The 24,779-nt window shown below is 74.1% G+C and carries 21 protein-coding genes and 1 tRNA gene; 11 read left to right on the top strand and 11 right to left on the bottom strand.

Going from position 1 to position 24,779, the window contains the following annotated elements:
* Positions 1 to 238 precede the first annotated feature (238 nt).
* Positions 239 to 2,029, bottom strand: a complete 1,791-nt coding sequence (locus DKT69_RS17480) for an alpha/beta hydrolase (RefSeq protein WP_109802604.1) — start codon at positions 2,027 to 2,029, stop codon at positions 239 to 241.
* 245 nt (positions 2,030 to 2,274) lie between these two features.
* On the opposite strand from DKT69_RS17480, the gene DKT69_RS17475 reads away from it, so the two are divergent.
* Positions 2,275 to 2,658, top strand: a complete 384-nt coding sequence (locus DKT69_RS17475) for a hypothetical protein (protein ID WP_109802603.1) — start codon at positions 2,275 to 2,277, stop codon at positions 2,656 to 2,658.
* On the opposite strand, the gene DKT69_RS17470 is transcribed toward DKT69_RS17475, so the two are convergent.
* The 7 genes from DKT69_RS17470 to DKT69_RS17440 form a co-directional block, all read right to left on the bottom strand.
* On the bottom strand, positions 2,645 to 4,171 hold the full coding sequence (locus tag DKT69_RS17470; protein ID WP_109802602.1) for a serine/threonine-protein kinase: 1,527 nt from the start codon (positions 4,169 to 4,171) through the stop codon (positions 2,645 to 2,647). The two genes, DKT69_RS17475 and DKT69_RS17470, sit on opposite strands and share 14 nt — an antisense overlap.
* 30 nt (positions 4,172 to 4,201) lie before the next feature.
* Positions 4,202 to 4,726: a hypothetical protein gene (locus tag DKT69_RS17465; protein WP_109802601.1), complete on the bottom strand. Its 525-nt coding sequence runs from the start codon at positions 4,724 to 4,726 to the stop codon at positions 4,202 to 4,204.
* A 130-nt stretch (positions 4,727 to 4,856) separates the two neighbouring features.
* Positions 4,857 to 8,429 carry an adenylate/guanylate cyclase domain-containing protein gene (locus DKT69_RS17460; protein ID WP_109802600.1) on the bottom strand — a complete coding sequence of 1,191 codons (3,573 nt, stop codon included), beginning with the start codon at positions 8,427 to 8,429 and terminating at the stop codon, positions 4,857 to 4,859.
* Entirely contained in the window at positions 8,426 to 9,262 is an 837-nt protein-coding gene (locus DKT69_RS17455; RefSeq protein WP_109802599.1) for an MBL fold metallo-hydrolase, read from the bottom strand. Before DKT69_RS17455 ends, DKT69_RS17460 begins: the two co-directional genes overlap by 4 nt.
* A gap of 118 nt (positions 9,263 to 9,380) precedes the next feature.
* The gene (locus tag DKT69_RS17450; protein WP_109802598.1) at positions 9,381 to 9,842 is read right to left on the bottom strand and encodes a RidA family protein; all 462 of its coding nucleotides are present in this window, start codon (positions 9,840 to 9,842) and stop codon (positions 9,381 to 9,383) included.
* Positions 9,843 to 9,847: 5 nt separating this feature from the next.
* Positions 9,848 to 10,003, bottom strand: a complete 156-nt coding sequence (gene sp36 / locus DKT69_RS17445) for a Sp36 family protein (RefSeq protein WP_013289021.1) — start codon at positions 10,001 to 10,003, stop codon at positions 9,848 to 9,850.
* A 52-nt stretch (positions 10,004 to 10,055) separates the two neighbouring features.
* Positions 10,056 to 10,517: a hypothetical protein gene (locus tag DKT69_RS17440; protein WP_109802597.1), complete on the bottom strand. Its 462-nt coding sequence runs from the start codon at positions 10,515 to 10,517 to the stop codon at positions 10,056 to 10,058.
* Positions 10,518 to 10,877: 360 nt separating this feature from the next.
* Between DKT69_RS17440 and DKT69_RS17435 the strand changes: the two genes are divergently transcribed.
* Genes DKT69_RS17435 through bagB form a run of 3 tightly spaced genes read left to right on the top strand, consistent with a single transcriptional unit; the run spans position 10,878 to position 13,678 of the window.
* Positions 10,878 to 11,480, top strand: a complete 603-nt coding sequence (locus DKT69_RS17435; RefSeq protein ID WP_109802596.1) for an Rv0361 family membrane protein — start codon at positions 10,878 to 10,880, stop codon at positions 11,478 to 11,480.
* A gap of 26 nt (positions 11,481 to 11,506) precedes the next feature.
* The gene (bagA, locus tag DKT69_RS17430) at positions 11,507 to 12,472 is read left to right on the top strand and encodes an ATPase BagA (protein ID WP_109802595.1); all 966 of its coding nucleotides are present in this window, start codon (positions 11,507 to 11,509) and stop codon (positions 12,470 to 12,472) included.
* Between the two features lie 57 nt (positions 12,473 to 12,529).
* Positions 12,530 to 13,678 (top strand): ArsA family ATPase, encoded by a 1,149-nt coding sequence (gene bagB, locus DKT69_RS17425; RefSeq protein WP_109802594.1) that lies wholly within the window; start codon positions 12,530 to 12,532, stop codon positions 13,676 to 13,678.
* A gap of 7 nt (positions 13,679 to 13,685) precedes the next feature.
* On the opposite strand, the gene DKT69_RS17420 is transcribed toward bagB, so the two are convergent.
* Entirely contained in the window at positions 13,686 to 14,006 is a 321-nt protein-coding gene (locus tag DKT69_RS17420; RefSeq protein ID WP_109802593.1) for a WhiB family transcriptional regulator, read from the bottom strand.
* A 403-nt stretch (positions 14,007 to 14,409) separates the two neighbouring features.
* Between DKT69_RS17420 and DKT69_RS17415 the strand changes: the two genes are divergently transcribed.
* Positions 14,410 to 16,848, top strand: a complete 2,439-nt coding sequence (locus DKT69_RS17415) for a penicillin-binding protein (RefSeq protein ID WP_109802592.1) — start codon at positions 14,410 to 14,412, stop codon at positions 16,846 to 16,848.
* 76 nt (positions 16,849 to 16,924) lie between these two features.
* Here the strand turns inward: DKT69_RS17415 and DKT69_RS17410 are convergent, their stop codons facing one another.
* Positions 16,925 to 17,380, bottom strand: coding sequence for a GatB/YqeY domain-containing protein (locus DKT69_RS17410; RefSeq protein WP_109802591.1), 456 nt, complete (start codon positions 17,378 to 17,380; stop codon positions 16,925 to 16,927).
* 25 nt (positions 17,381 to 17,405) lie between these two features.
* On the opposite strand from DKT69_RS17410, the gene DKT69_RS17405 reads away from it, so the two are divergent.
* The 5 genes from DKT69_RS17405 (at position 17,406) to DKT69_RS17385 (ending at position 22,931) form a co-directional block, all read left to right on the top strand.
* The gene (locus tag DKT69_RS17405; protein ID WP_109802590.1) at positions 17,406 to 18,299 is read left to right on the top strand and encodes a metallophosphoesterase; all 894 of its coding nucleotides are present in this window, start codon (positions 17,406 to 17,408) and stop codon (positions 18,297 to 18,299) included.
* 84 nt (positions 18,300 to 18,383) lie between these two features.
* Positions 18,384 to 18,460, top strand: a tRNA-Pro gene (locus tag DKT69_RS17400).
* Between the two features lie 268 nt (positions 18,461 to 18,728).
* Positions 18,729 to 19,361, top strand: coding sequence for a VOC family protein (locus DKT69_RS17395; RefSeq protein WP_109802589.1), 633 nt, complete (start codon positions 18,729 to 18,731; stop codon positions 19,359 to 19,361).
* 78 nt (positions 19,362 to 19,439) lie between these two features.
* Positions 19,440 to 22,049, top strand: coding sequence for an ATP-binding protein (locus DKT69_RS17390; protein ID WP_109802588.1), 2,610 nt, complete (start codon positions 19,440 to 19,442; stop codon positions 22,047 to 22,049).
* Positions 22,050 to 22,118: 69 nt separating this feature from the next.
* Positions 22,119 to 22,931: a class I SAM-dependent methyltransferase gene (locus DKT69_RS17385; RefSeq protein ID WP_109802587.1), complete on the top strand. Its 813-nt coding sequence runs from the start codon at positions 22,119 to 22,121 to the stop codon at positions 22,929 to 22,931.
* A 31-nt stretch (positions 22,932 to 22,962) separates the two neighbouring features.
* Here the strand turns inward: DKT69_RS17385 and DKT69_RS17380 are convergent, their stop codons facing one another.
* A complete protein-coding gene (locus tag DKT69_RS17380) occupies positions 22,963 to 23,436 on the bottom strand; it encodes a hypothetical protein (protein WP_109802586.1) in 474 nt (157 codons plus the stop codon).
* A 110-nt stretch (positions 23,437 to 23,546) separates the two neighbouring features.
* Between DKT69_RS17380 and DKT69_RS17375 the strand changes: the two genes are divergently transcribed.
* The coding region (locus DKT69_RS17375; protein WP_109802585.1) for an MFS transporter at positions 23,547 to 24,779 on the top strand (1,233 nt) is incomplete at its 3' end.

Raw genomic sequence — 24,779 nt, 5'->3', positions numbered from 1 at the left:
GAATGGCGGATCACGGCGTCAGGACACGCATCGCATTCGGCCGAGAGGATCGGCCGCAGCGGGATGCGGTCGTACTTTAACCCGACGAAGTGCCTGCGCGGTGTCCCGGACGGCTCAGGGTTGCTCGCCGGTCCGGGCCGGTATCCGGCGAGGAGGCCACGCGGAAGAGGCGCGGCCCGTCCGGGAAGGGGCCGGGGTACGGCGGGCGCCCGATCGCCCGCCGTACCCCGGGGTCCCGTCAGCGGACGGTCAGCGCGCCGACCACCGGCAGCGGCGCCACCACCGGCGGGAGCCGCTTGGGCTCGCCCCGGCCCGGCTCGCCCTGGCGGGCGAGGCTGCTCTTCGACGCCTCCGCCCGGGCCGCCTCCGGCGCCTCCACGAACGGCTGGGCGTCACCGGTGCAGAGCGTGCCCTTGGCCGGCAGCGCCACCGTCAGCAGGTACGCGTCGACCGCGCCGGTCACGCAGGCCGACGTGCCGTACGCGGTGTGCCCCCAGCTGTCGCTGCTGAGCAGCCGGCTGTTCGGCAGCAGCGCGGCCGAGCCGACCGCCCCCTGGTAGTTGGTCGCCGGGTCCCAGTAGTTGCCGACCACCAGCACCGGGGCGCTGGTCCGCTTGTTGAACGGCCCGGTGTAGGCGTCCTCGTCCCGCACCGTCCAGGTATTGCGGGCGCAGGGCGCGGTGCCCCAGGCCCAGGCCCGACCGAAGTACGGCGCCCGCTTGTCCTCCTTGGCGGACAGCGCCGGCCAGGCCGCCGCGTCCTTCGGGTGGTACGCGTCGGTGCAGTCGACGGTCAGGAAGGTCTCGAGGCCGTTGTCGTACGGAAAGTCGTAGCCGCGCTGCTGGCGGGCCGTCACGGCGCGCTGTGCGACGGCGGTGCGGGCCTGCGCCCGGGTGGCCGTGGCGGCGGCCGGGTCGGTCAGCACCAGCAGCTGCTCGGTGAGGCTGACGACGTCCTGCCAGCCGTACGGCGAGTAGAGCGCGCCGAGGGTGGCGCCGACGAAGTCGGCGTAGCTGACGGTGAACCGGCCCAGGTCCGGGTCGTCGACCACCAGGGTCTTCTTGCGCAGCCGCTGCGCCACCAGCTCGTACGAGGCGACCGGGTCACCGGACGCCAACGAGCACCTGTCCTCGCCGGCCTTCGCGCAGCGCACCAGGATCTCGTGCAGCGCGTGGTAGGCGCCGTCGGCGCTGCGCAGCCGGGTCTCCTGGAGCAGGTTGCGGGCCTTGCCCTGGCCGATCCAGGCGTTCGGGTTGAGCACGCCGTCGACCACCAGGGCGCGGACCCGGTCCGGGAACATGTTGGCGTAGTACTGGCCGAGCGCGGTGCCGTAGCTGAAGCCCAGGTAGGTGAGCTTCTTGTCGCCGACCGCCCGGCGCAGCACGTCCATGTCCCGGGCGACCTCGGCGGTGGAGGCCGCCCCGGTCAGTGGCCGGCCGCTGGTCGAGCAGGCCTTCCCGACCGCCTTCGACGACGCGACGTACGCCTTCTCCTCGGCCTTCGTCCACGGGAAGGCGACGTTCAGGCCGGCGTACGCCCTGGTCTGGTCCTTGACCGACCGGAAGCATTTGACGTTCTCGCTGGCGGCGACGCCGCGCGGGTCGACGCCGACGACGTCGAACCGGTCGAGCAGGTCGTCGGCGAGGAAGTACGGCGCGGCGAGCGCGATGTCGGTGCCGGAGCCACCCGGGCCGCCCGGGTTGAGGAAGAGGCTCCCGATCCTGTGCTGCTGGTCGCGGGCCTTCACCCGGAGCACCGCCACCTCGGTGGTGGCGCCCTTCGGCTGGTCGTAGTCCAGCGGTAGCCGGACCGTGGCGCACTCCGCGTACCCGTAGCAGGCGTACCAGTCGAGCTTGGGGCTCAGCACGCTGTCGACCCGGCGGGCCTCGACGGGGCTGGTCCGGTCCGATGTGGACGGCTGGGGTGTGAGCCTCGGAGCCGGCGCCGCGATGGCGGGTGCGACCGCCGATCCGGCGAGCACGATACCGGCGATCCCTGTTGCGGCAAGGGACCGGATTGCACGTGGCATGTGGCTGCCTTCCGGTGGGGGGAACGGGGTCAGTCGAGCAGAACTCGACCTTCGTCACTCTAGGGATCAGCGGCAACGAATGTCGCCCCTCAAACGCCCATGGAACCGACAAATTGCCGATTGATGTAACGGAATTTTCATGATCGGCGCTGTTGTCGCTCCCGTGTAGCGCCGGACGGTCCACCGCCGACCGCGCGGCCCGGCCCCGCGTTTGACAGCCGAGTGACCTGCGCCATGCTTGTCGGGTGAGGTTGTTCCCCAAGCCCGACGCGCGCTTCCGGGCTGCCGCCGCGACGCTGGCCGCGGTCGCCCTGCTGGTGACGATGCTGATCTGGCGCCCGGAGGGCATCCCGGCCGTGGTGCTGTCGCTGCTTCTCGTGCTGCTCGCGATGACGGCGGGCGTGGCCGTGACCGCGGCGCGGGAGAGCCGCGACGCCAGGCCGGCGGCCTCCCACCAGCCGCCCGGCCAGCCGCTCCCCGCCGGTTACGGGGTTGATGCCGACACACTGGAGGCGCTGGACCCGCGCGCGGTGCGCGACCTCCGGGGACTGGACGCGGACACACTGGAGGCGCTGGACCCGCGCGCCGTGCGGGACAGCCGGTCGGTGAACGGGGTCAGCGACCGGTGAGCGTGGGCGCGGCCAACGCGTCCACGCCGCGTCCGGCCAGGCAGCGGTAGGTGCGGTCGCCGTCGGACCCGGCCGGTGGCAGCACCTCCAGGTTCCAGCCGGCCTGGTACCGGATCCCGCTGGTGAGCCGGAACGTGCGGGCGTTGCAGACGCCGCGGATGAGGGGGTCGGCGCTGATCGCCGCGTGCCCGGCCCCGACCAGCGCGTCCGGCAGTTCCCCCTCGGCGTAGGTCTCCCAGGTGTGCCGGCCGTCGCAGGGGACCCGGGCCGCCTCCGCCCGGGCGGCGCGCAGCCGGACCGGCCCGAAACACTCCAACTCGGACGGGCAGCGGGCACCCGCCGGCAGGTTCACGCCGGACGAGCCGACCCGGCAGCCCGGCAGCACGTCCGCTCCGCCGCCCGACACGCTCACCCCGGTGGCGACGGGCATCGGCGACAACGCGGCCGGCGCGCCCCCGGCGAGCCACGCGCCGGCGCTCGCGGAGGCGCCCAGCGCGAGGACGCCGGCGCCGCCGAGGAACCACCGCCGGCGCCACCGTCGCCCCGGCGTCGGCACCGTCGGGTGCGCGTCCTCCGTCGGCGGGCGCTGGGCCGGCTGCCCCGTCCGGCCGACGGTGTACGGACCGCCGGCGCCGCCGCTGACCGGGATGCCGGAGACCGGGGCACCGGAGACCGGCGCGGCGCCCGGATCGAGCGGAAGCGCGGCCAGCAGCCCGCGCAGCTCGACGGCGGACGGGCGCGAGCCCGGGTCGTTGTCCATCCCGGCCCGCAGTACGTCGAGCAGTTCCTCCGGCACGCCGGGCAGCCCGGGGATCGGCTGGTGGAACATCTCCAGCACGGTCACCAGGCTTGGATTGCGCTCGGACTGCCAGCGCGGCGGCCGGCCGTGCATCACCGCGTACAGGGTCGCGCAGAGCGCGTACACGTCGACCGCCGGCGAGGGTGGGCTGTGGCTGAACATCTCCGGCGGCGCGTACGCCGGGGTGAGCACCTCCAGGGTGACCGAGGCGTCCCGCACCTCGGCCAGCACCGCCAGCCCGAAGTCGGCCAGCACCGCCGGGTTGAAGTGCGAATAGAGTATGTTGGCGGGCTTGACGTCCCGGTGCAGCACCCCGGCCGCGTGCGAGTGGGCGAGCGCGTCGGCGATCTTGACGCCGAGGTCCCGGGCCTCCACCGGTCCCAGCGGCGAGTTCCGCATCCGCTCCGCGTACGACCCGTCGCAGAGCTCCATGATCAGGTACGGGTGCTGGTCGACGGTGACCCCGACGTCGAAGAGGTCCACCACGTGCGGGTGCGACGACATCTTCCCCGCTGCCCGCGCCTCGCGCAGGAAGCGCGCCTGGTCCCGCTCGCTGTCCAGGGTGCGGTTCTCCACCTTGACCGCGACCTCGCGCCCCACCGAGATCTGGGTGGCCCGGTAGACGGTGGCGTAGCCGCCCCGGGCGAAGACCTCAAGATCGGTCAGACCGGGCACGATGGGCAGCCGGCGGGCGCCGGGCGGGGTGTCGGTCACGGCTCGAAAATACCTGTCTCCACCGTCGGCTCAGTGGACCGGACCAGCCGCCGGCGCGCTACCTGCGGCGTCGTCCGCCGGCGCGGACCCGGCCCGGGCATCGCCGTCGGCCGCGCCGGCCGGCTCAACCGGATCGATGCCGCCCACCGTCGGCGCGGCGCGACGGGCGTCCCACCACAGGCCCACCGCGGTGGCGACCGCGCCCAGCCCCTCCCAGGCGGCCACCCCGAAGAACCGGCCCGGGGCGACGTCGGAGAGCACCGCGATGCTGAAGACGGTGAACGTGACCAGCCGGAAGACCACCGTGAAGCGGTAGAAGGGCCGCCACTCGGTCGCCGTGGCGAGCAGGTAGTAGACGCCCATGTTGAACGAGGCCATCGAGGACGCGGTGAGGAACGTCCCGGTGTAGTCGCCGGGCGCGCGGGTGTCGGGCACCTCGAAGCCGAGCAGCCGCAGCTGCGCCTCCGGCCAGATCAGCCCGACCGCACCCAGCAGCAACGCGAGGACGCCGAAGACGGCCATCGTCCAGCCGGCGCCGGAGCGCGGCAGCCTCATCTGTCCTCCCCAACCCGCGACCGCCACCGTGGACGGCCCCCTCGATCAGACACACGCTAGCCGCCACCCCCGACGCCCACATCCCCGGAACCGCCAATCCTGCGGCCGGCGCCGCAGCGGGCGGCAGCTGTCAGGCTGCGGCGAGGCGGGCCCGGAGGGCGTCGGCGGCGGGGCGCTCGCTGCGCTGCTCGGTGGAGTACGCCAGGCGTACCGCCTCGTCGGCGCTGGCCAGCGCCTCGACCGGGCGACCGCAGGCGACCAGGGTCTCGGCCAGCACCATCGCGGCGATCACCTGGCTGCGGACGTCCTCCGCCGGGGCGACCACCGCCCGCTGCGCCCAGTCCAGCGCCTGCTCCCGCTGGCCGTGGGCGAGCAGCGCGGAGGCGTACCGGGCCATCGTCTGCCGGCGGGAGAAGAGCAGCGACGGGCTGTTCGCGGCGGTGGTGGCGACCGGGGCGAGCAGCCCCACCGCGGTCGCCGAGTCACCGGCGGCGAGCCGGGCCATCGCGAGCAGCACCCGGGGCGCCACCTGCGCGGGGGCCTGCGGGTTGTGCGGCTCGACGCTGGTCAGCACCGCGCGGGCCTCCCGCTCGGCGGTGTCGCAGTCACCCATGTCCAGCGCCACGAAGCCGCGCAGCGTGCCGGCCATCCCGGTGAGCAGCGGATGCGCCGTCCGCTCGGCGTACGCGTGCGCGTCGGTGAGCAGGTCGGCCGCGTGCTCCGGCTCGCCCAGCCCGCGCGCCACCACAGCCCGGACGACCAGGGCGAAGCCCTGTCCCCAGTCGTCGGAGACCTCGGCGAACTCCCGGTACGCCTGCCGCGCCGCCCGGTCCGCCTCGGCCAGCTCACCCAGTTCGGCGGTGGCGTACGCCTCGACCGCGCGCAGCGTACCGACCGCCCACGCCTCGCCGACCCGCTCGCCGAACGGGAGGAAGACCCGCGCCATCCGGCACGCCTCCCGCAGCCGGCCGGCGAGCAGCCGGGCGAACGCGGTGGTGCCGCGCAGCCAGGCCCGCCCGTACGGGTCCCTCAGCTCGGCGAAGAGCCGGGCGGCCCGGCCGAGCACCGCGTCGGTGCCGGCGAAGTCGCCCCGGGTGGTGGTCACCCAGGCCAGGTTCTGCAACGACCAGGCCTGCCCGCGCGGGTCCTTGGCGGCGAGGCTGACCTGGTAGGAGGCGGCGAGCCGGCTGCTCGCCTGGCCCAGCCGGCCGGCGATGAAGTCGGCCATCCCGAGCCGGCGCATCGCCGAGGCGCGCTGCGTGGGCAGCTCGCCCGCGGTGGCCACCTGCAACGCCTCCTGCCAGCAGTACTCCGCCCGGGCCTGGTCGCCGAGGGTCTGGTGGGCCTGCCCGGCGAGGAGCAGCGCGCTGGTCCGGGTCGGCGCGTCCCCGGCGTTGGCGGCGATCTTCTCGGCGAAGGCGAGCGCGTCGGCGGGGCGGCCGACCTGGAGCAGGGCCCGCGCGTGCACCACCCGGTCGGCCGGCGGGACGCCGTCGCGGGCCAGCTCGGCGGCGCGTTCGGCGTACTCGACGGCGAGGGCCGGCTCCCCGGCGTGCAGCGACCGGCGGGCGGCCCGGCCCAGCGCGGCGACGCCGAGCGGGACCACCGCGCGGGCCGGCGCGTCCGGGCGCAGCTTGACCGCGTCGGCGAGCGCGGCGGCCCGCTCGACGTGCTCGGCGACGAAGTCGTCCCGGGCGGCGTCGGTGAAGCCGCCGGGCGTGCCGCCGGCCGGGTCGGCGTCGGAGGTCTCGGGCGCGGCCCAGCGGACCAGCGCGGCGTGCCGCTCGGCCAGCTCCGCCTTGCTCACCCCGGCGTACGCGGCCTCCCGCATCAGCGGCGTCGCGAACGCGTACCCGGTGCGGGTGCGGTGCAGCATGCGGCGTTGCAGCAGCTCCTCCACGGCCCGGTCCAGCGCGACCGCGACCACCGCCGCCGGTCGGCCGTCCCGCCCGGCGCGCTGCTCGCGAAGCGCCTCCAGGGCGCCGGCTGGCACGGTGTCGCCGACCACCGCCGCGTCCCGCAGCACCGAGCGGGCGTCCACCGGCAGCGCGTCGATGCGGGCGGCGAGCACGGCGGCCAGGTCCCGGGAGAGCAGCCGGCTGCCCAGCGAGCCGGGGACCAGCCGCCAGCCGCCGTCCGCGCCCGCGGTCAGCGCACCGCGCTCACGCAGCAGGGTGACCAGCTCGGCCAGGTAGAACGGGTTGCCCTGGGCGGTCGCCAGCAGCCGGTCGGCGTCGTTCTGCGACAGCTTCCCGCCGCCGAGATAGCTGGTCAGCAGCCGGGCCGCGTCGGCGCCGCGCAGCGCGGGCAGCCCGTGCACCTCGGCGTCCGCGACCCGGGTCAGCGCCCCGGCGGTACGCACCAGTTCGGGACGGCCGAGCAGCAGCACCAGCACCGGGCCGCTGAGCCGGTTGAGGGTCAGCGCGAGCGCCTTGATGGTCTCGGCGGTGGCGTCGTGCAGGTCGTCCACCACGATCACCAGCGGCGCCTCGACGGCGAGCCCGCTGAGCAGCCCGGCGACCGCGTTGGGCACCGCCTCGGCGTCCGGCGGCGGGGCGGCGGCGCTCCACTCGCCGTTCTCGGCGGCGGCGGGGAGTTCGGCGTACCCGAGCAGGGCGAGCAACTGGTCGGTGGCGAGCGGCGGCGGGTCGCCGGGGAGCCGGCCGAGCCGCTGGGCGAGTCGGCGCAGCCGCTCCTCCACCGCCGGCCGGGTGAGCGCGGTGGCCGCGTCGCTGGGCAGGCCGACCGCCGCCCGGACCAGGTCGGCGAGGGGGGCGAGCCGGCGGCGTTCGCCGAAGGCGGCGCAGCGTACGGAGAGCACCCGGGCGCCGGTGTGCGCGGCGTACCGGCCGGCGCCGACGTCGTAGCCGGCGGCGAGGCGTTCCACCTCGGCGGCGAACCGGGACTTGCCGATGCCCGCCTCGGCGGTCATCAGCAGCACTCGGGGGTCACCCCGGTCGATCACCTCGGCGAGCCGGCCGGCGACCCGGCCGATCTCGGTCTCCCGGCCCACGAAGGGCGCCTCGTCGCCGAGGCCGGACCGGGTGCCCGGCGCGTCCAGCAGGCCCAGCAGCTCGTACGCCTCGACCGGCTCGCGCTTGCCCTTGAGCCGCAGCGGGCGCAACGCCCGCCAGGAGGCGACGTGCCGGGTGGCGGCGGAGGTACGGGCGCCGGCGTAGACCGCGCCCACGGCGGCGGCGTCGGCGAGCCGGGCGGCGGTGTTCACCGTGTCGCCGATGACTGTGTATTCGATCGCGGCCTGGATGCCGGCGATCACGTCGCCGGTGTTCAGGCCGACCCGCAGGCCGAGGGGCGCGCCGCCGCCGCGCTCGTCGTCGAGCACCCGGCGGACCGCCCGCTGCATGGACAGGGCGGCCCGGACCGCGCGCTCGGCGTCGTCCTCGTGGGCGACCGGCGCGCCGAAGACCGCCATGATCCCGTCGCCGGTGAGCTTGTCGACGTGCCCGCCGAAGGTCTTCACCGCGCCGGCGAGCGCGGCGAGCACCCGGTCGGTGACCGCGCCGACCCGTTCCGGGTCGAGGTCCTCGGACCAGGAGGTGAAGTCGGAGAGGTCGCCGAAGAGCACGGTGACCACCCGCCGCTCGGCGGCGGGGAGGGTGGCGGCGGCCGGCAGCGCCGCGCCGCAGTTGTGGCAGAACCGGGCGCCGGGTACGGCGACGGTTCCACACACCGGGCAGGTCACGGCTGCTTCAACTCCGCACCCCCGGCGCCGGATTCCCGGGGCTCGACCCCGAGGTACTCCAACTGGGCCCGGACCGACCATTCGGCGGCCCACCAGAGCGACCGGTCCACGTCCGCGTAGACCCGGGCGACCACTTCGGGGGCGGTGGTGGCGCCGTCGGCGACCGCCGACCGGACCTGGTCGAGCCGGGCCCGGCGGTGGACCAGGTAGAAGTCGGCGGCGGCACCGCAGTCGGCCAGGGCCGGGCCGTGCCCGGGCAGCGCCGGGATCCCGCGGTACGTCGAGAGCAGTTCCAGGCTGGCCAGGTAGTCACCGAGGTGGCCGTCCGGGTGGGCGACCACGGTGGTGCCGCGCCCCAGGATGGTGTCGCCGGTGAGGACCGCCCGCTCGCCGTCGTGCTCGACGAGGAAGCAGACCGAGTCCCCGGTGTGGCCGGGGGTGGGCAGCAGCCGGATCTCCAGGCCGAACCCGCCGACGTTCTCGCCGGGCGTGGTCAGCGGCTCACCGCCGATGGTGTGCGCCGGGTCGGCGGCGCGCACCTGGACGCCGCCGAGCAGTTCGGCCAGGCGCGCCGCGCCGTCGGTGTGGTCCGGGTGCCCGTGGGTGATCAGCACCAGCCCGACCGGGGCGTGCCCGGCGATCCGGGCGAGATGGGCGTCGTCGGCCGGTCCGGGGTCGACCACCACGGCCGGCTCGCCGGGGGCCGCCCGCAGCACCCAGGTGTTGGTGCCGTCGAGCGTCATCGGCCCCGGGTTCGGCGCCCGCAGCAGCGTCGCCCAGCCGGGTAGCTCGTCGGCCAGCGCCCCCGCCGCCTCGGTCACATGCCCGCCCATGGCAGCGATCGTACGACCCCGCCCGCCGGTCCCCACGATCTTGCGGTTCCGGCCCCTGATTCGTGCCCGTTCAGGGCTTTCGTCGGGGCACGAACCGCAAGATCGCGGGTACGGAGCGTCAGGCGACCTCGACGATGACCTCGACCTCGACGGGAGCGTCGAGGGGGAGTTCGGCGACGCCGACCGCGGAGCGGGCGTGCCGGCCGGCCTCGCCGAAGACCGCGCCGAACAGGTCGGAGGCGCCGTTGATCACGCCGGGCTGGCCGGTGAAGCCGGGCGCGCTCGCGACGAAGCCGCTCAGCTTGACGATCTTGACGACGTTCTCCAGGCCGACCAGCGAGTCGATCGCGGCCAGGGCGTTCAGCGCGCACCGCTGGGCCAGGTCCTTCGCCTGGTCGGCGGAGACGCCGGCGCCGACCTTGCCGGTGGCGAGCAGCTTGCCCTCCGCCATCGGCAGCTGGCCGGAGACGTAGACGTGCTGCCCGGACTGGACGGCCGGCACGTAGCTGGCCACCGGCGGCACCACCTCGGGCAGGCTCAGGCCGAGTTCCGCGAGCTTCGCGTGCGGTCCGTTGCTCACGCCCGTCAGCCCTTCGGACGCTTCAGGTAGGCGACGAGCTGCTCCGGGTTCGGGCCGGGAACCACGGAGACCAGCTCCCAGCCGTCCTCGCCCCAGTTGTCGAGGATCTGCTTGGTCGCGTGGACCAGCAGCGGAACCGTGGCGTATTCCCACTTCTGCATCGGGTGAAGGCTCCCTTGCCTGGCATGGACACTTTCCAGGCACAGACTACGGTCAGGACGGCGGCCTGGGCGCGGGACGCTGCTCGGGCGTCACGGGCAGCTCGCCGCAGGGGCCCTCGTGGTCGTAGCGCTGCGGGCACCGGCTGCGGTCGGGCAGCAGCAGGTCGCAGAAGACCCGGTGCCGGTTGTTCTGGTCGTCGGCGGTGGAGACCGTCGTCTCGCCGGCGTCCAGCTCGCTCAGGAAACCCAGCGAGGTGGCCACGGTGCCGGCCAGCGCGGTGGCCGCCGCCAGGTCGGCGACCCGGACCGGCAGGTGGATGACGTACCCGGGCTCCTCCTCGTCGGGACCCCGCTCGCCGGGGCGGACCAGGGCGCGGATCGCCTCGGCCGGTTCGAGGCAGCGGCGGTACGACCGCTCGTTGATCGGCAGGGCGGGGAGTTCGGCGTCGCCGGACCGGCGAGCCCGGTCACCGGGCGGAAACTGGGCTCGAGGAATGTTCTCCGCGTCGCGCATGCGCTTGCCTCCGGGCGTCGTACCTGGTCTGAATCACCACCGTCCGGCTCGGACATCCGCCCGGTCCGGCCCCCGCACCGCGACGAACGTAGGGCCGATCCTCGGACCCGACAACGGGACGCGCACGCGTGATCACCTGCAGTCACATATGCGACAGATGCGTCGTCGGGGAGGTGACCGAGGTTCACGTCCCACCGGTGGTGCGGCGCCGCGCGACCGGCGCGATCGCACGCGGGGGCTGGCAACTCGCCCATCGACCGCTACCCTTCCGGTCGGACGGGCGACCCACGCCCGCCCGCCACGCTCGATCACGCGTCCGTCGCCTGGGGCGGCGACGGCGCCGCACCCCGGGGGAAAGACATGACCCAACCGCCCATCGGTGGCGCCACCGGCTCGCCCGACGGCCCGTCCCGCGACGAGCCGTCGGCCGGGCACGCGCCGGCCACCGCACCGGCCCCCGGCACGTTCCCGCCGCCGCCGGCCGCTGGCTACCCGCCGTACCCGGGCCCGGCGGCCCCGAAGAAGCGGCGCGGCCTGCTGATCGCCTCGATCGCGCTGGCCGCGGCCATCCTGCTCTGCGGCGGGGGCGGCACGGCGGCGTTCCTGACCCTGCGGAACACCGAGGACGGCCAGGGCGCGAAGGAGCCGGCGGTCGCCGTGGACGGCTTCCTCACCGCCGTCTACAAGGACCGGGACGCCAGGAAGGCGGCCACCTTCGTCTGCTCCGCCGCCCGCGACGACAAGAAGATCGCCGGCAAGGTCGCGGAGGTACAGAAGTACGCGGCGGAGTACCAGAACCCGCGCTTCCGGTGGACCACCCCGACGGTGGACAACCAGACCGGCGACCGGGCCACCGTCACCACCAAGGTCACCATGACCACCGCTGACGAGAAGGTGGCCGACCAGGAGCTGCGCTTCACCGTGGTGCGGAAAACGGGTTGGTGGGTCTGCGAGGTCGCCTGAGCCCGGCGGCTGGATAGGCTCGACGGGTGCGAGCAGCTGAGCAACGGTCCGAGACCTGGCCGGCCCGCCTTCACGTGGTGACCGGCAAGGGCGGCACGGGCAAGACCAGCGTGGCCGCAGCGCTGGCCCTGGGCCTGGCCGCAGGCGGCCGGCGCACGCTGCTGGTCGAGGTGGAGGGGCGGCAGGGCATCGCCCAGCTCTTCGGCACCGACCCGCTGCCGTACGAGGAGCGGCACCTGGCCGACGCCCCCGGCGGCGGCGAGGTGCGGGCCCTCGCGGTGGACGCCGAGGAGGCCCTGCTCGAGTACCTGGACATGTTCTACAAGCTCGGCGCGGCCGGCCGGGCGCTGCGCAAGCTCGGCGCGATCGACTTCGCCACCACCATCGCGCCGGGCCTGCGGGACGTGCTGCTCACCGGCAAGGTGAAGGAGGCGACCACCCGCACCAACGGCCAGCGCCGGACGTACGACGCGGTGGTGCTGGACGCGCCGCCGACCGGGCGGATCGGCCGGTTCCTCAACGTCACCGCGGAGACCGCCCGGCTGGCGAAGATGGGCCCGATCAAGACCCAGAGCGAGGGGGTCTCGGTGCTGCTGCGCTCCCCGATGACCGCGGTGCACGTGGTGACCCTGCTGGAGGAGATGCCGGTCCAGGAGACGGTGGACGCGATCACCGAGCTGACCCAGCTCGGTTTCCCGGTCGGTCGGGTGATCGTCAACGGCGCCCGGCCGCCGGTGCCGGCGGGGCGGGCGCTGAGCCAGGCCGAGCTGAAGCGGGGGCTGCTCGCCGCGGGCCTGCCCGCCGACCGGGACACCGTGGCCGGGCTGGCCGGGGAGGCCCGGGACCAGCAGGTACGCCGGGAGCTGGAGGACTCGCTCCGCGCCGACCTGGTGGAACTGGGCCTGCCGCTCACCGAGCTGCCGCTGCTGCCCGACGGGGTGGACCGGGCCGGGCTGGAGACGCTGGCCAGGGCTCTCGTCCGGGCGGATTGACTCACACCTGCGGCCGGCACGGAGCAGAGACACCCCCGAGCCCGATACGCTCGATTGGTGCCTTCCGAAGACGCGGCGCCACCGCTGGACGTCGACCAGATCCTCGCCGACCCCGGGGTACGGATCGTCGTCTGCTGCGGGGCGGGCGGAGTGGGCAAGACGACCACGGCGGCCGCGCTGGCGTTGCGCGCCGCCGAGCGGCACGGCCGGCGGACGGTGGTGCTCACCATCGACCCGGCCCGGCGGCTGGCCCAGTCGCTCGGCCTGACCGAGCTGGACAACACCCCCCGCCAGGTCAAGGGCATCGACGTCGAGGCCAGCGGCGGTGAGCTGCACGCCATGATGCTGGACATGAAGCGCACCTTCGACGACGTGGTGCTTCAGCACACCGACCCGGCGAAGGCGGCGGAGATCTTCGCCAACCCCTTCTACCAGGCGATGAGTTCGACCTTCGCCGGCACTCAGGAATACATGGCGATGGAGAAGCTGGGCCAGTTGCACGCCCGGGGCGAGTGGGACCTGATCGTGGTGGACACCCCGCCGTCCCGCTCGGCGCTGGACTTCCTCGACGCCCCGGCCCGGCTCTCCCGCTTCCTGGACGGGCGGATGCTGCGGCTGCTGCTGGCCCCGGCGCGCAGCGGGGGGCGGAGCATGTTCAGCCTGGTGACCGCCAGCTTCGGGATGTTCTCCAAGGTCGTCCAGAAGGTGATCGGCGCGCAGCTGCTCACCGACCTCTCCGGCTTCGTCGCCGGGCTGGATTCGACGTTCGGCGGCTTCCGGCAGCGGGCCGAGCAGACGTACCGGATCCTGCAGGCGCAGGAGACCGCGTTCCTGCTGGTGGCGGCGCCCGAGCCGGACGCGGTCCGGGAGGCCGCCTACTTCGCCGGGCGGCTGCGGGAGGAGCGGATGCCGCTGGCCGGCCTGGTGCTCAACCGGGTCCACCGCCCGACCGCGACGTCGCTGGACGCGACGGAGAGCCTGGCCGCCGCGGAGCGGCTGGCCGAGTTGGGCGGCCACGAGGGCACCGTCGACGTGCTGCGGGCTCACGCCGCGCTGGCCCAGCAGGCGGTACGCGAGCAGCGGGTGGCGGCCCAGTTCACCGAGGCGTTCCCGGCGGTGCCGGCGGTGTCGGTGACGGCGCAGCCCGCCGACGTGCACGACGTCGACGGGCTGCGGACGATCGGCGCGGCGATCAGCCGACCGTGAAACGCCGTCAGTTGGCGGCGGTCACCAGGACCTTGTCCTTGCCGGCCTTCTCCTTGGCGTTCTTCGCCATGGCGGCCTCGAACATCTTGCGCCAGCTCGTCACCTGCGGGTGACGGCGCAGCAGCGCGCGGCGTTCCCGTTCGGTCATGCCGCCCCACACCCCGAACTCGATCCGGTTGTCGAGCGCATCGGCCAGGCACTCGTACCGAACTGGGCAGCTCCGGCAGATCCTCTTCGCCACGTTCTGTTCGGCGCCCTGTACGAACAACGCGTCCGGGTCCCCGTTCTGACATGCCGCCAGCGACGGCCAGTCAGTGATCATGCCCATGTGTACACGTCCCCCCTTGCAGTACCTACCGACTTCGTGCGACCAGCCGTCGAATTCCCCCGGCCGTCCGGCCCGTCCTTCCCCAAGGAGGCACGGACGACGTGTGGCCCTGTCGCCGCCACTCATCATGCTCTGTAGTCGCCTGATTACGCAACGTTGTCGGCGAAATCCATCATTCCGGACACTCCCGGCTTCCCGGGCCCTCGCCCGCCGTCTACCCGGCCCGGGTCGGTGAAAACGCTGCGCCGCTCCCCCGTTCGGAGGAGACTCGTCGCCAGGTTCACGCAACCACCCACCGGGGTTCGTGCGTTTAGCACAACGAGGTCGGCGCGCGCAGGAAATGGGGAAAGAACGCCCCAGCGCCCCTCGTTCCCTACTCGCGTACCCTGTCGAGGTGACCTGGATGCGGAAACGTGACCACAATGTGCTGACCAACGCCGCATCGCTACTCATCTGTGGCCTGTTGGCCGGCGTGGTGGTCGCGGCGGCGGCCTTCCCCGCGGTGGCGATGTCCGGGCTGGCCGCCAAGGCCGGCGCCGAGACCTTCGGCGCGCTGCCCAAGGAACTGACGGTGGCCCGGGCCCCGCAGATCACCTATCTGCTCGCCTCGGACGGCAAGACCCCGCTCGCGACGATGTACGACGAGAACCGCAAGGACGTCAAGCTCAAGGACATCTCGCCCTTGATGCAGAAGGCGATCATCGCGGCCGAGGACCACGACTTCTACAAGCACAACGGCGTCGACCTCAACGGTGTCGCCCGGGCGTTCGTCAACAACAGCTCCGGCGCCAACTCCCGCCAGGGCGCGTCGACGCTGACCATGCAGTACGTCCGGCTGGCCATCGCGTACTCGGCGACGCACCCGGCCGACGTGGTGGCGGCGACCGAGGACACCAGCGCCCGGAAGCTGCGCGAGATGCGCTACGCGCTCCAGATCGACAAGGAGCTCACCAAGGACGAGATCCTGGAGCGCTACCTGAACATCGCCGCCTTCGGCAACGGCGCGTACGGCATCTTCGCCGCCAGTCAGGTCTACTTCGGCAAGCAGCCGAGCAAGCTCGACATCCAGGAGTCGGCCATGCTGGCCGGCATGGTCAAGGCGCCGACCGCGTTCGACCCGACGACCAGGGCCGGTTACCCGGAGGCGGTGGCCCGGCGGGACTACGTCATCCAAAACATGGTCGACATCGGGGCGATCACCCAGGCGGAGGCCGACCAGGCCAAGAAGATCAAGCTGCGGGTGAACGACAAGCGCACCCCGAACGGCTGCGTCGCCACCAACCAGCGCACCTGGGGCTTCTTCTGCGACTACTTCTACCGCTGGTGGATGCAGCAGGGGACGTTCGGCTCGACCTCGTACGACCGGGAGCGCCGGCTGAAGAGCGGCGGCTACACCATCACCACCACGCTCGACGTGCAGGCGCAGAAGGGCGCCGACAAGGCGGTCCGCAACCACCTGAGCGAGAACAGCAAGGCGGCCCGGATGGTGGCGGCGATCGAGCCCGGCACCGGCCGGGTGCGGGCGATCGCGGTCAACCGCAACTTCAAGATCGACGACCCGAAGCACCCGCAGAACAAGATCTCCACCGACCCGAAGAAGGCCGCGAAGAAGATCCGGGGCAACTACCCGAACACGGTCAACCCGCTGGTCACCGGCGGCGGCGGCATCACCGGGTACCAGGCCGGCTCGACCTTCAAGATGTTCGCGATGGTGGCGGCCCTGGAGAAGGGCATCCCGCTCAGCTACACCATCAACGCGGAGCCGTTCTTCAAGTCCGAGTACATCATCGATTCGAAATCATCGGCGGCCTGCAAGGGCACCCACTTCTACTGCCCGAAGAACGCCAGCGCCAGCATGACCGGCGTGCACAACATGTGGAGCGCGTTCGGCAAGTCCGTCAACACCTACTTCATCCCGCTGCAGCAGCAGGTCGGCGCGGAGAACGTGGTGAAGGCCGCCCAGAAGCTCGGCATCACCTTCCGCGCGCCGTCGGACGCCCGGTTCGCCTCGAACAAGGACTACGCGCACCAGTGGGGCGCGTTCAGCCTCGGCGTCTCCCAGACCACCCCGCTGGAGCTGGCCAACGCGTACGCGACGCTGGGGGCGGACGGCAAGTACTGCGAGCCGATCCCGGTCCAGGAGATCCGTGGCCCGGACGGCAACAAGCTGGACATCGCCAACCCGCACTGCGAGCAGCGGATCAGCACCGAGGTGGCCCGGGCCGCCGTGGACGCGGCCCGCTGCCCGGTCGGTGACCGGTCGGCCACCTCCAAGTGCACCGGCGCCACCGCGGGCAACGTCCGCCGCATCGTCGGCGCGCCGGTCGCCGGCAAGTCCGGCACCACCGACTCGGACAAGACCTCCGCGCTGGTGGCGATGACCAAGCAGTACGCGGTGGCCGGCATCATGGCCGACCCGGACTGGCCGCAGACCGACCAGAAGATGGGCCACGACGTCCCGAACGGCATCAACCCGGCGGTGTACGAGACGCTGCGCGACGCGATGAAGAACAAGGAGCCCGTCGACTTCACCCCGCCCAGCGGCAAGATCATCTTGGGTGACCAGCGCTCCATCCCCGACGTCAAGTGCCAGCCGATCGAGACCGCCAAGTCGCGGCTGCGGGGCGCCGGGTTCGACCCAGTCGTCTCCAGCAGCAAGGTCCCGTCGAGCTGCCCGAAGGACACCGCCGCCGGCACCAGCCCGGACGGCCGCACCATCAAGGGCGGCGTGGTGAGCATCGAGGTCAGTGCCGGTGGCGGCGCCACGCCGGCCGATGGCGCCACCCCGCCCGGTGGCCCACCGCCGCCCGCCACCGGCCGCCCCGGGCGACCGCGCGGCTGACCCGTGGCACGGACGGGCGGCACCCCACCAGGGGGTGCCCGCCCGTTTCGCGTACGTGCGGCGGCAGCCGAGTCGGTCAGAGGCCGAGCTGCCGGCGTACCTCGGCGGCGACCCGGCCGCCCTCGGCCTGGCCGGCCACCGCGGTCTGGGCCGCCTTCATGGCCGGGCCCATCTGGGCCTTGCCGGTGAAGCCGCCCGCGGCGAGCGCCCCCGCGACCAGCTCGGCCAGCTCCTCGTCGGAGAGCTGCTTCGGCAGGTAGCGCTCCAGCACCTCACCCTCGGCGGTCTCCTTGGTGGCCTGCTCGGCGCGCCCGGCGTCGGCGAAGGCGGTGGCGGCCTCGCGCCGCTTCTTCGCCTCCTTGGTCAGCACCGCGAGCACCTCGTCGTCGGTGAGCTCGCGCTTGGCCTTGCCGGCGACCTCGGCGTTGCCGACGGCCGCGAGGGCCATCCGCAGCGTGGAGGTGGTCAGCTCGTCGCGCGCCTTGAGTGCGGCGCGCATGTCTACGGTGAGGCGGTCCTTCAGCGTGCTCATGGACGGTCAAACTACCCTGAACGCCATGCGAAAGCGCACACTATTCCGGCTCGCCGCCGGGACCTTCGCCGCGGGCACGGCCACCCTGGCGTACGCGTCGCTCGTCGAACGCAACATGTTCACCCTCCGCCGGTACGACGTGCCGGTGCTCCCGGCCGACGCCGAGCCGCTGCGCGTGCTGCACCTGTCGGACCTGCACATGACGCCCGGCCAGCGGCGCAAGCAGGACTGGGTGGCCTCGCTGGCCGCCCTCGACCCCGACCTGGTCGTGGTGACCGGCGACAACATGGCCCACCCCGACGCCGTTCCCGGCGTGCTGCGGGCCCTGCAACCGCTGCTCGACTTCCCGGGCGCGTTCGTCTTCGGCTCGAACGACTACACCGGGCCGGTCTGGAAGAACCCGTTCACCTACTTCCTGCCCGACCGGGAGTACACCGAGGGCGTGGCGCTGCCGTACGAGGAACTCCGGGACGTCTTCACCGGCGCCGGCTGGGTCGACCTGAACAACACCCGGACCACGGTGAAGGCCGGTGGCCGGGAGGTCGAACTGGTCGGCGTCGACGATCCGCACATCGAGCGGGACGACTACGCCGCGGTGGCCGGCCCGGTGTCCGCCTCGGCCGAACTCGCCCTCGCCCTGGCCCACTCCCCCGAGCCGGCCGTCCTCGACCAGATGGCCGCGGACGGCTTCGGGCTGCTGCTCGCCGGGCACACCCACGGCGGCCAGGTCTGCGTGCCGGGCTACGGCGCGCTGGTGACCAACTGCGGGCTGCCCCGCTCGATGGCCCGCGGCCTGCACCGCTGGCCCGGCTCGGACTCCTGGCTGCACGTCTCCGCCGGGCTCGGCACGCACCCGACCGCGCCGGTGCGCTTCGCCTGCCCGCCGGAGGCGAGCATCCTCACCCTGATCCCCCGCTGAGCGGGTCCGGGACGCCCCGGACCCGGCGCGGGGGTACCGAGTTTGACCATCGGTCCGGGTGGGCTACTATTTGTCGGCACGCCTCGGGGTGTGGCGCAGCTTGGTAGCGCGCTTCGTTCGGGACGAAGAGGTCGTCGGTTCGAATCCGGCCACCCCGACCAGAGGTAACAGCAGGTCAAGGCCCCTCCGTGGAGGGGCCTTGATTCGTTTCTGGGGATCACTGCTCTCTAGAAGGCACTGAGCAGGCAGCTGCCGGGTGTCGAGGCGTTTGGTGCTGAGTGCCGGGATCAGGTGCAGCCGGACGACGCTCTCGGCGGGCGTCCCAGCCGGCGGCGGAGGCGATGCCGAGATCGAGGCACCCCGCAGGTACGGAGGCAGTACGTTCGTAACCGAGACGATGACGCCCTGACTCAGCCCGGGGAGGCCGCGATGAGCACGACGGACGTCCGGAGCAGCGACGCGAGCGGGACGACGAGCATCAAGAAGGTCGACATGAAGCTCGAGGTGGTCGTCATCCCCGTCTCGGATGTCGACCGCGCGAAGGAGTTCTACGGGCGCCTCGGGTGGCGGCTCGACCAGACGCCGCCGGGTGTGATCCAGTTCACGCCGCACGGCTCCGAGTGCTCGGTCCAGTTCGGACCGAACCTCACGTCGGCCACGCCTGGTTCGGCCAAGGAGTACCTGATCGTGTCCGACATCGAGGCGGCCCGGAACGCGCTGGTCGCCGCCGGTGTCGAGGTGAGCGACATTTTCCACATCGGCCCGGACGGGCCGGTGAGCGGTCTGGATCCCGAGCGTCGCAGCTACTTCTCGCGCGCCTCGTTCAGCGACCCCGACGGCAACAACTGGCTGCTTCAGGAGATCACGACCCGGCTTCCCGGGCGCATCGAGGCTGCTGCGACCTCGTTCGGCTCGGCAAGCGACCTGGCGGGCGCGCTTCGGCGGGCGGCGGCCGCACACGGCGAGCACGAGAAGCGCACCGGCAAGACGGACGCGAACTGGCCCGACTGGTACGCGGAGTACATGGTGAGCGAGCAGAGCGGCGCGGAACCGCCCAAGTGAGCGAGCTGTCGCGGCCCACCAGTCGGCTCGACGTCAGGACGGCTCGCCCGCCGCCCGCCGTGACTAGCATCGGCGGCAATGGAGCTGCTGGAGCGGGCCGGCCCACTCGACGCGCTGGACGAGCTGCTGACGGCCAGTGCCGCCGGTGGCCGCATCGCGCTCGTCGCCGGCGAGGCGGGCGCCGGCAAGTCCGCCCTGGTGAGTGCGTTCACGGCGGCGGTCGGAGTTCGGGCCCGAGTGCTCCAGGGCGGCTGCGACCCCCTGCTCACCCCGCGCGCCCTCGGCCCGCTGCACGACATCGGCCGGCAGATCGGCGGCGCGCTGGCCGAGCGGCTCGCCGACAGCCGGGCCGGTGGCGGGCGGGAGGGTGAACGCCGAGGCGTGCTCTTCGACGCCCTCCTCGACGAGCTGGCCGGACCTCGGCAACGCCGCCGACCGGTGCTGGTGATCGAGGACGCGCACTGGGCGGACGAGGCCACCCTCGACCTGACCGCCTTCCTCGGCCGTCGGCTGGCCGGCTGCCGCGCCCTGCTGGTGCTCACCTATCGCGACGACGAGGTGGGTCCGGAGCACCCCCTGCACGCGGTGCTCGCCGGGCTGCCCCGCGCGCTGGTGCGCCGGCTGCCGCTGCCGCCGCTCTCCACCGCCGCCGTCGAGGAGCTGGCCCGCCGCGCCGGGCGCTCCCCCGCCGGCCTCTACCAGGCCACCGGGGGCAACCCGCTGCTGGTCACCGAGGTGCTGGCCGCCGCCGAACCGGGTGTCCCGCCGACCGTACGCGACCTGGTGGCCGCCCGGCTCGCCGCGCTCAGCCCGGCCGCGCGGGAGGTGGCCCGGCTGGTGTCGGTGGTGCCGTCCCGGGCCGAGTCGCACCTGCTTGCCGGGGAGCCGGCGGCGGCCGTCGAGGAGTGCCTGGCCGGCGGGCTGCTGGTGCCGGCGGAGGACGGCGTGCGGTTCCGCCACGAACTGCTCCGCCGGGCGGTCCGGGACGGCCTCTCCCCGGTACGCCGCTCGACCCTGCACGCGGCGGTGCTGGCCCGGCTCGCCGGCCGGTCCGACGTGGACGTCGCCCGGCTGGTGCACCACGCGCACCACGCCCACGACGCGCCGGCCGTGCTCCGGTGGGCGCCGCTGGCCGCGCGCCGGGCCGCGGCGGTCGGCGCGCACCGGCAGGCCGTCGCCCACTACGCGGTGGCCCTGCCGCGCGCGGCCGGGCTGCCGGCGGCGCGCCGGGCGGAGCTGCTGGAGGGGTACTCGTCCGCCGCCTACCTCGCCGGGCTGGGCACGGAGGCCCTCGCCGCCCGACGGGAGGCGCTCGCGCTGCGGGAGGCCGACGGCGCTGCCGTCCCGATCGGGGAGAACCTGCGTTGGCTGTCCCGGCTCTGCTGGTGGACCGGGGACAGTATGGCCGCCCGCGCGGCGGCCACCCGGGCGGTCGAGGTGCTGGAGTCGGCGCCGCCCGGCCGGGAGCTGGCCATGGCGTACAGCGGGATGGCGCAGCTGCTGATGCTGGCCAACCGGGACGACGAGGCGATCGACTGGGGCGGCCGGGCGCTCGCGCTGGCGGGCCGCATCGGGGATCGGGACACCGAGGCGCACGCGCTGGTCAACGTCGGGTCGGCGCGGCTGCAGCGCGGCGACCCGGACGGCGTCGAGCTGCTGGAGCGGGCGCACGTCCGGGCCGCGCTCGACGGGCTCGACGACCACGCCGCGCGGGCCCTGGTCAACCTGGCCGCCATGTCCGTCGAGCGGTACGACCTCGACGCGGCCGGTGCCCGACTGGCCCGCGCGCTGGAGTTCACCACCGGGCGGGACCTCGACGGGTACGCCCGCCACCTGTTGGGCTACCGGGCCCGGCTGCGGCTGCTGCGGGGCGACTGGACGGGCGCGCTGGCCGACGCCGAGAGCGCCCTCGCCGGCTCCGGGCAACCCGGCGGCAGCCTGGTGCCGGCGCTGCTCGTCCGCGGCCTGCTCCGCTCCCGGTACGGCGATCCGGCGGCGACGGACGGGCTGACCCGGGTGGCCGGGTGGGCATACGGCACGGGAGAGCTCCAGTTCGTCGGCGCCGCGGCGGCGGCCCTCGCCGAGCACCACTGGCTCGACGGCGAGCCGGAGCGGGCCGCCGCCGAGGCCCGGCGCGGCTATGAGCTGGCCGTCGCGGTGGGAGAGCCGTGGTCCACCGGGGAGCTGGCGTACTGGCGGTGGCGGGCCGGGGAGCTGATGTCGGCGCCGGAGGTGGCTGCGTCGCCGTACCGGCGGCTGCTCGACGGCGACTGGGCCGGCGCGGCCGACGAGTGGCGGCGCCTCGACTGCCCGTACCGCCGGGCGGAGGCCCTGGCCTGCGGAGACGCCGAGGCGGCGGGCGAGGCGCTGCGGATTCTGGACGCCCTGGGCGCGGTCCGGACGGCCCGGCGGCTGCGGGCCGAGCTGCGCGGGCGCGGCCTGGCCCGGGTGCCGCGCGGCCCGCGACCGGCGACGGCGGCCAACCCGCCCGGGCTGACCGCCCGGCAGCTGGAGGTGCTGGCGCTTGTCGTCGACGGGCTGAGCGACGCCGAGATCGCCGCACGGCTGTCGCTGTCGGCGCGCACGGTCGGGCACCACGTCTCCGCGGTCCTCGGCAAGCTGGCCGTGCCCAACCGGGGGCAGGCCGCCGCGGTCGCGCGCCGGCGGGGCCTGGTGCCGCCAACATAGGTGGTTCTCCCCATGTCCGGCCGCCGCGGCAGCCCTAGCGTCACCGGCAACCGACCGAAGGGCACTGCCATGACCAGCACGATCGACCTGGCCGCCGTCAAGGCGCGGCAACAGCAGACCTGGGCCAGCGGCGACTACGGCGCCGTCGCCGCCCGCATCCACCTCGTCTCCGAGCTGCTCGTCGAGGCGGCCGACCTCGCCGCCGGGGCAACCGTGCTGGACGTGGCGACCGGCACCGGCAACGCGGCGATCGCGGCGGCCCGCTGCGGCTGCCGGGTGACCGGCGTCGACTACGTACCGGAGCTGCTGGAACGCGCGCACGCGCGGGCGGTGGCGGAGCGGCTGCCGGTGACGTTCGTGACCGGTGACGCCGAGCGGCTGGCCTACCCGGACGCCTCGTTCGACGCGGTGCTCTCCTGCGTCGGGGTGATGTTCGCGCCGGACCAGGAACGCGCGGCCGCCGAGCTGGTCCGGGTCTGCCGGCCCGGCGGCACGGTCGCGCTGGCCGCCTGGACGCCGGAGGGCTTCATCGGCGACCTGTTCCGCACGGTCAGCCGGCACGTACCGCCGCCCGCAGGGCTGCGCGGGCCGGTCGAGTGGGGCCGCGAGGAGCGGCTGGCCGAGCTGTTCGGGGCGGCGCTGCGTGACCTGCGGGCCACCCGGCGGACCTTCGTCTTCCGCTTCACCGCGCCGGAGGAGTTCGCCGACTTCTTCTGGGTCAACTACGGGCCGACGCTGAAGGCGTTCGAGGCGCTCGACGAGCCGCGGCGGCCGGCGTTGCACGCCGACCTGGTCGAGCTGGCCCGGCGGTACGACCGCTCCACCGACGGCACGGTCCGCATCCCGGCGGAGTACCTGGAGGTGGTGGCGACCCGGGCGTGACGCCCGCCCGCCCCTTCGCCGTCGCGCCGGCTCAGTCGTGCAGCTCGGTGCGGGCCACCTCGGCGAAGGCGGCGGTCAGGTAGCCGGCCAGCGGCCGGCCGGTGACCGCCAGCAGGTCGGCGACGAGCAGCGGGGCGTGCCGGGCGATCGCCGCCGGGTCCGGCGGGGCGTCGTCCTCGCCCGGGTCGTACACGCCGAGGGCGCCGGCCAGCAGGACCAGCAGCACGTGCGGGTCCACGTCGGGCCGCCACGCCGCCACGTCCCGGACGCAGCGTTCCAGCACCTGTCGTACGTCGTCGCCGTCCAGCCCGTCCGGGTGGGTCTCCTCCAGCAGCAGCCGGACCACCCCGCCGAGCACCAGACCGGCCCGGTCGACGCCGGTGAGCCGGTCGACCGCCGGCTCATACGCCCCGGCGTCCCGGGACTGGGCGGCGGCGACCGCGTCGGTGGCGGCCACCGCGATCTCGCGGGCCGGAGCGGGCAGGTGTCGCCAGGTGCCGGTCACCGGCCCAGCATCCCAGACCGCGTGTGCTTGCTCACCTGGCGGCCCGCCGGTACGCCTGGCCGCCGGTAAACGACTCGCGGGGCGTCGTACCCACCGCAGAGAATCCAGCCATGCTGCGCCGCGCCCTGCCCGCCCGCCCGGAAGCCCGCCGGATCCTGCTCGGCACCCTGCTCTCGGCCATCGGGCGCGGCCTGACCCTGCCGTTCCTGTTCATCTACCTCACGGACGTGCGCGGGCTGACCGACACCCGGGCCGGTCTGGTGATCGGCTGGTTCGGCGCGGTGACCCTGGCCCTGTCGCCGGTGGGCGGCACGCTGATCGACCGGTTCGGGGCCCGCCGGGTGGTGCTGCCCTGCCTGGTGGTGGAGGCCGTGGGCACCGGCTCGCTCGCCCTGGTCGACTCGACCGCGTCGGCGTTCGCGGTCGCCACGCTGATCGCGGTGGGCGGCTCGGCGCTCTGGTCCGGGCAGACCACCATCCTCGCCTCGCTGACCGACGACGGCGAGCGACAGCGGGTCTTCGGCCTCCAGTTCGCCCTGCTCAACCTGGGCATCGGGGTGGGTGGCCTGATCTCCGGCGCGATCGTGGACACCGCCCGGCCGGTCACCTTCCAGGCCATCTACCTGCTGGACGCGCTGAGCTACCTGATGCCGGGGCTGATCCTGCTGACCCTGCCGCACGTCGGCCGCCGGCTCGCCGCCGCCCCGACCGCCGGGGACCGGCCGTCGACCGGGGGCTACCTGACCGTGCTGCGGGACCGGCCGTTCCGCCGGCTGGTCATCTTCGGCCTGGTCCTCACCACCTGCGGGTACGCGCAGATCGAGGTGGGCTTCACCGCGTACTCCGTCCGGGTGGCCGAGGTGACGCCGCGGGTGGTGGCCTGGGCCCTCGCCGGCAACACCGTGATGATCGTGCTCTCCCAGCTGCTGGTGATCCGCCGGATGGAGGGGCGCAGCCGGACCGGCGCGCTCGCCGCGGTCGGCGCGGTCTTCGCGGCCGCCTGGCTGGTGCTCGGCGCGGCCGGCGTCATCCGTACGGGGAACGCGCTGGTGGCTGCGCTCGGCGTGGTGGCCTGCGCGGCGATCTTCGGCTTCGGCGAGACGATGCTGTCGCCGGTGATGCCCGCGCTGACCAACGCGCTCGCCACCGACGAACTGCGCGGCCGGTACAACGCGATGAGTTCGATGATCTTCGGGGTCAGCGGGATCATCGGCCCGGTGACCGCCGGCCCGTTGATCGGCGCCGCCGACGGGCGGATCTGGGTGATCGTCGTGGTCGGCGGCTGTCTGACCGCCTCGGTGCTGGCCCTGTCGCTGCGCCGGCTGCTGACCCCGGCCCAGGAC

The sequence above is a fragment of the Micromonospora sicca genome, from assembly GCF_003172935.1.
GTDB classification, from domain to species: domain Bacteria; phylum Actinomycetota; class Actinomycetes; order Mycobacteriales; family Micromonosporaceae; genus Micromonospora; species Micromonospora sicca.
The sequence above is the reverse complement of the archived record's forward strand: the minus strand, read 5'-3'. Positions and strand labels throughout refer to the sequence as shown.

Bases quoted from the DNA above. Each gene is read 5' to 3' on its own strand.
- sp36 (WP_013289021.1), bottom strand. From the start codon at position 10,003: ATGCAGAAGTGGGAATACGCCACGGTTCCGCTGCTGGTCCACGCGACC.
- DKT69_RS17455 (WP_109802599.1), bottom strand. From the start codon at position 9,262: ATGGGCGGGCATGTGACCGAGGCGGCGGGGGCGCTGGCCGACGAGCTA.
- DKT69_RS17410 (WP_109802591.1), bottom strand. From the start codon at position 17,380: ATGAGCACGCTGAAGGACCGCCTCACCGTAGACATGCGCGCCGCACTC.
- DKT69_RS17395 (WP_109802589.1), top strand. From the start codon at position 18,729: ATGAGCACGACGGACGTCCGGAGCAGCGACGCGAGCGGGACGACGAGC.
- DKT69_RS17420 (WP_109802593.1), bottom strand. From the start codon at position 14,006: ATGGGCATGATCACTGACTGGCCGTCGCTGGCGGCATGTCAGAACGGG.
- DKT69_RS17415 (WP_109802592.1), top strand. From the start codon at position 14,410: ATGCGGAAACGTGACCACAATGTGCTGACCAACGCCGCATCGCTACTC.
- DKT69_RS17465 (WP_109802601.1), bottom strand. From the start codon at position 4,726: ATGAGGCTGCCGCGCTCCGGCGCCGGCTGGACGATGGCCGTCTTCGGC.
- DKT69_RS17385 (WP_109802587.1), top strand. From the start codon at position 22,119: ATGACCAGCACGATCGACCTGGCCGCCGTCAAGGCGCGGCAACAGCAG.
- DKT69_RS17435 (WP_109802596.1), top strand. From the start codon at position 10,878: ATGACCCAACCGCCCATCGGTGGCGCCACCGGCTCGCCCGACGGCCCG.
- DKT69_RS17405 (WP_109802590.1), top strand. From the start codon at position 17,406: ATGCGAAAGCGCACACTATTCCGGCTCGCCGCCGGGACCTTCGCCGCG.
- DKT69_RS17480 (WP_109802604.1), bottom strand. From the start codon at position 2,029: ATGCCACGTGCAATCCGGTCCCTTGCCGCAACAGGGATCGCCGGTATC.
- DKT69_RS17390 (WP_109802588.1), top strand. From the start codon at position 19,440: ATGGAGCTGCTGGAGCGGGCCGGCCCACTCGACGCGCTGGACGAGCTG.
- DKT69_RS17440 (WP_109802597.1), bottom strand. From the start codon at position 10,517: ATGCGCGACGCGGAGAACATTCCTCGAGCCCAGTTTCCGCCCGGTGAC.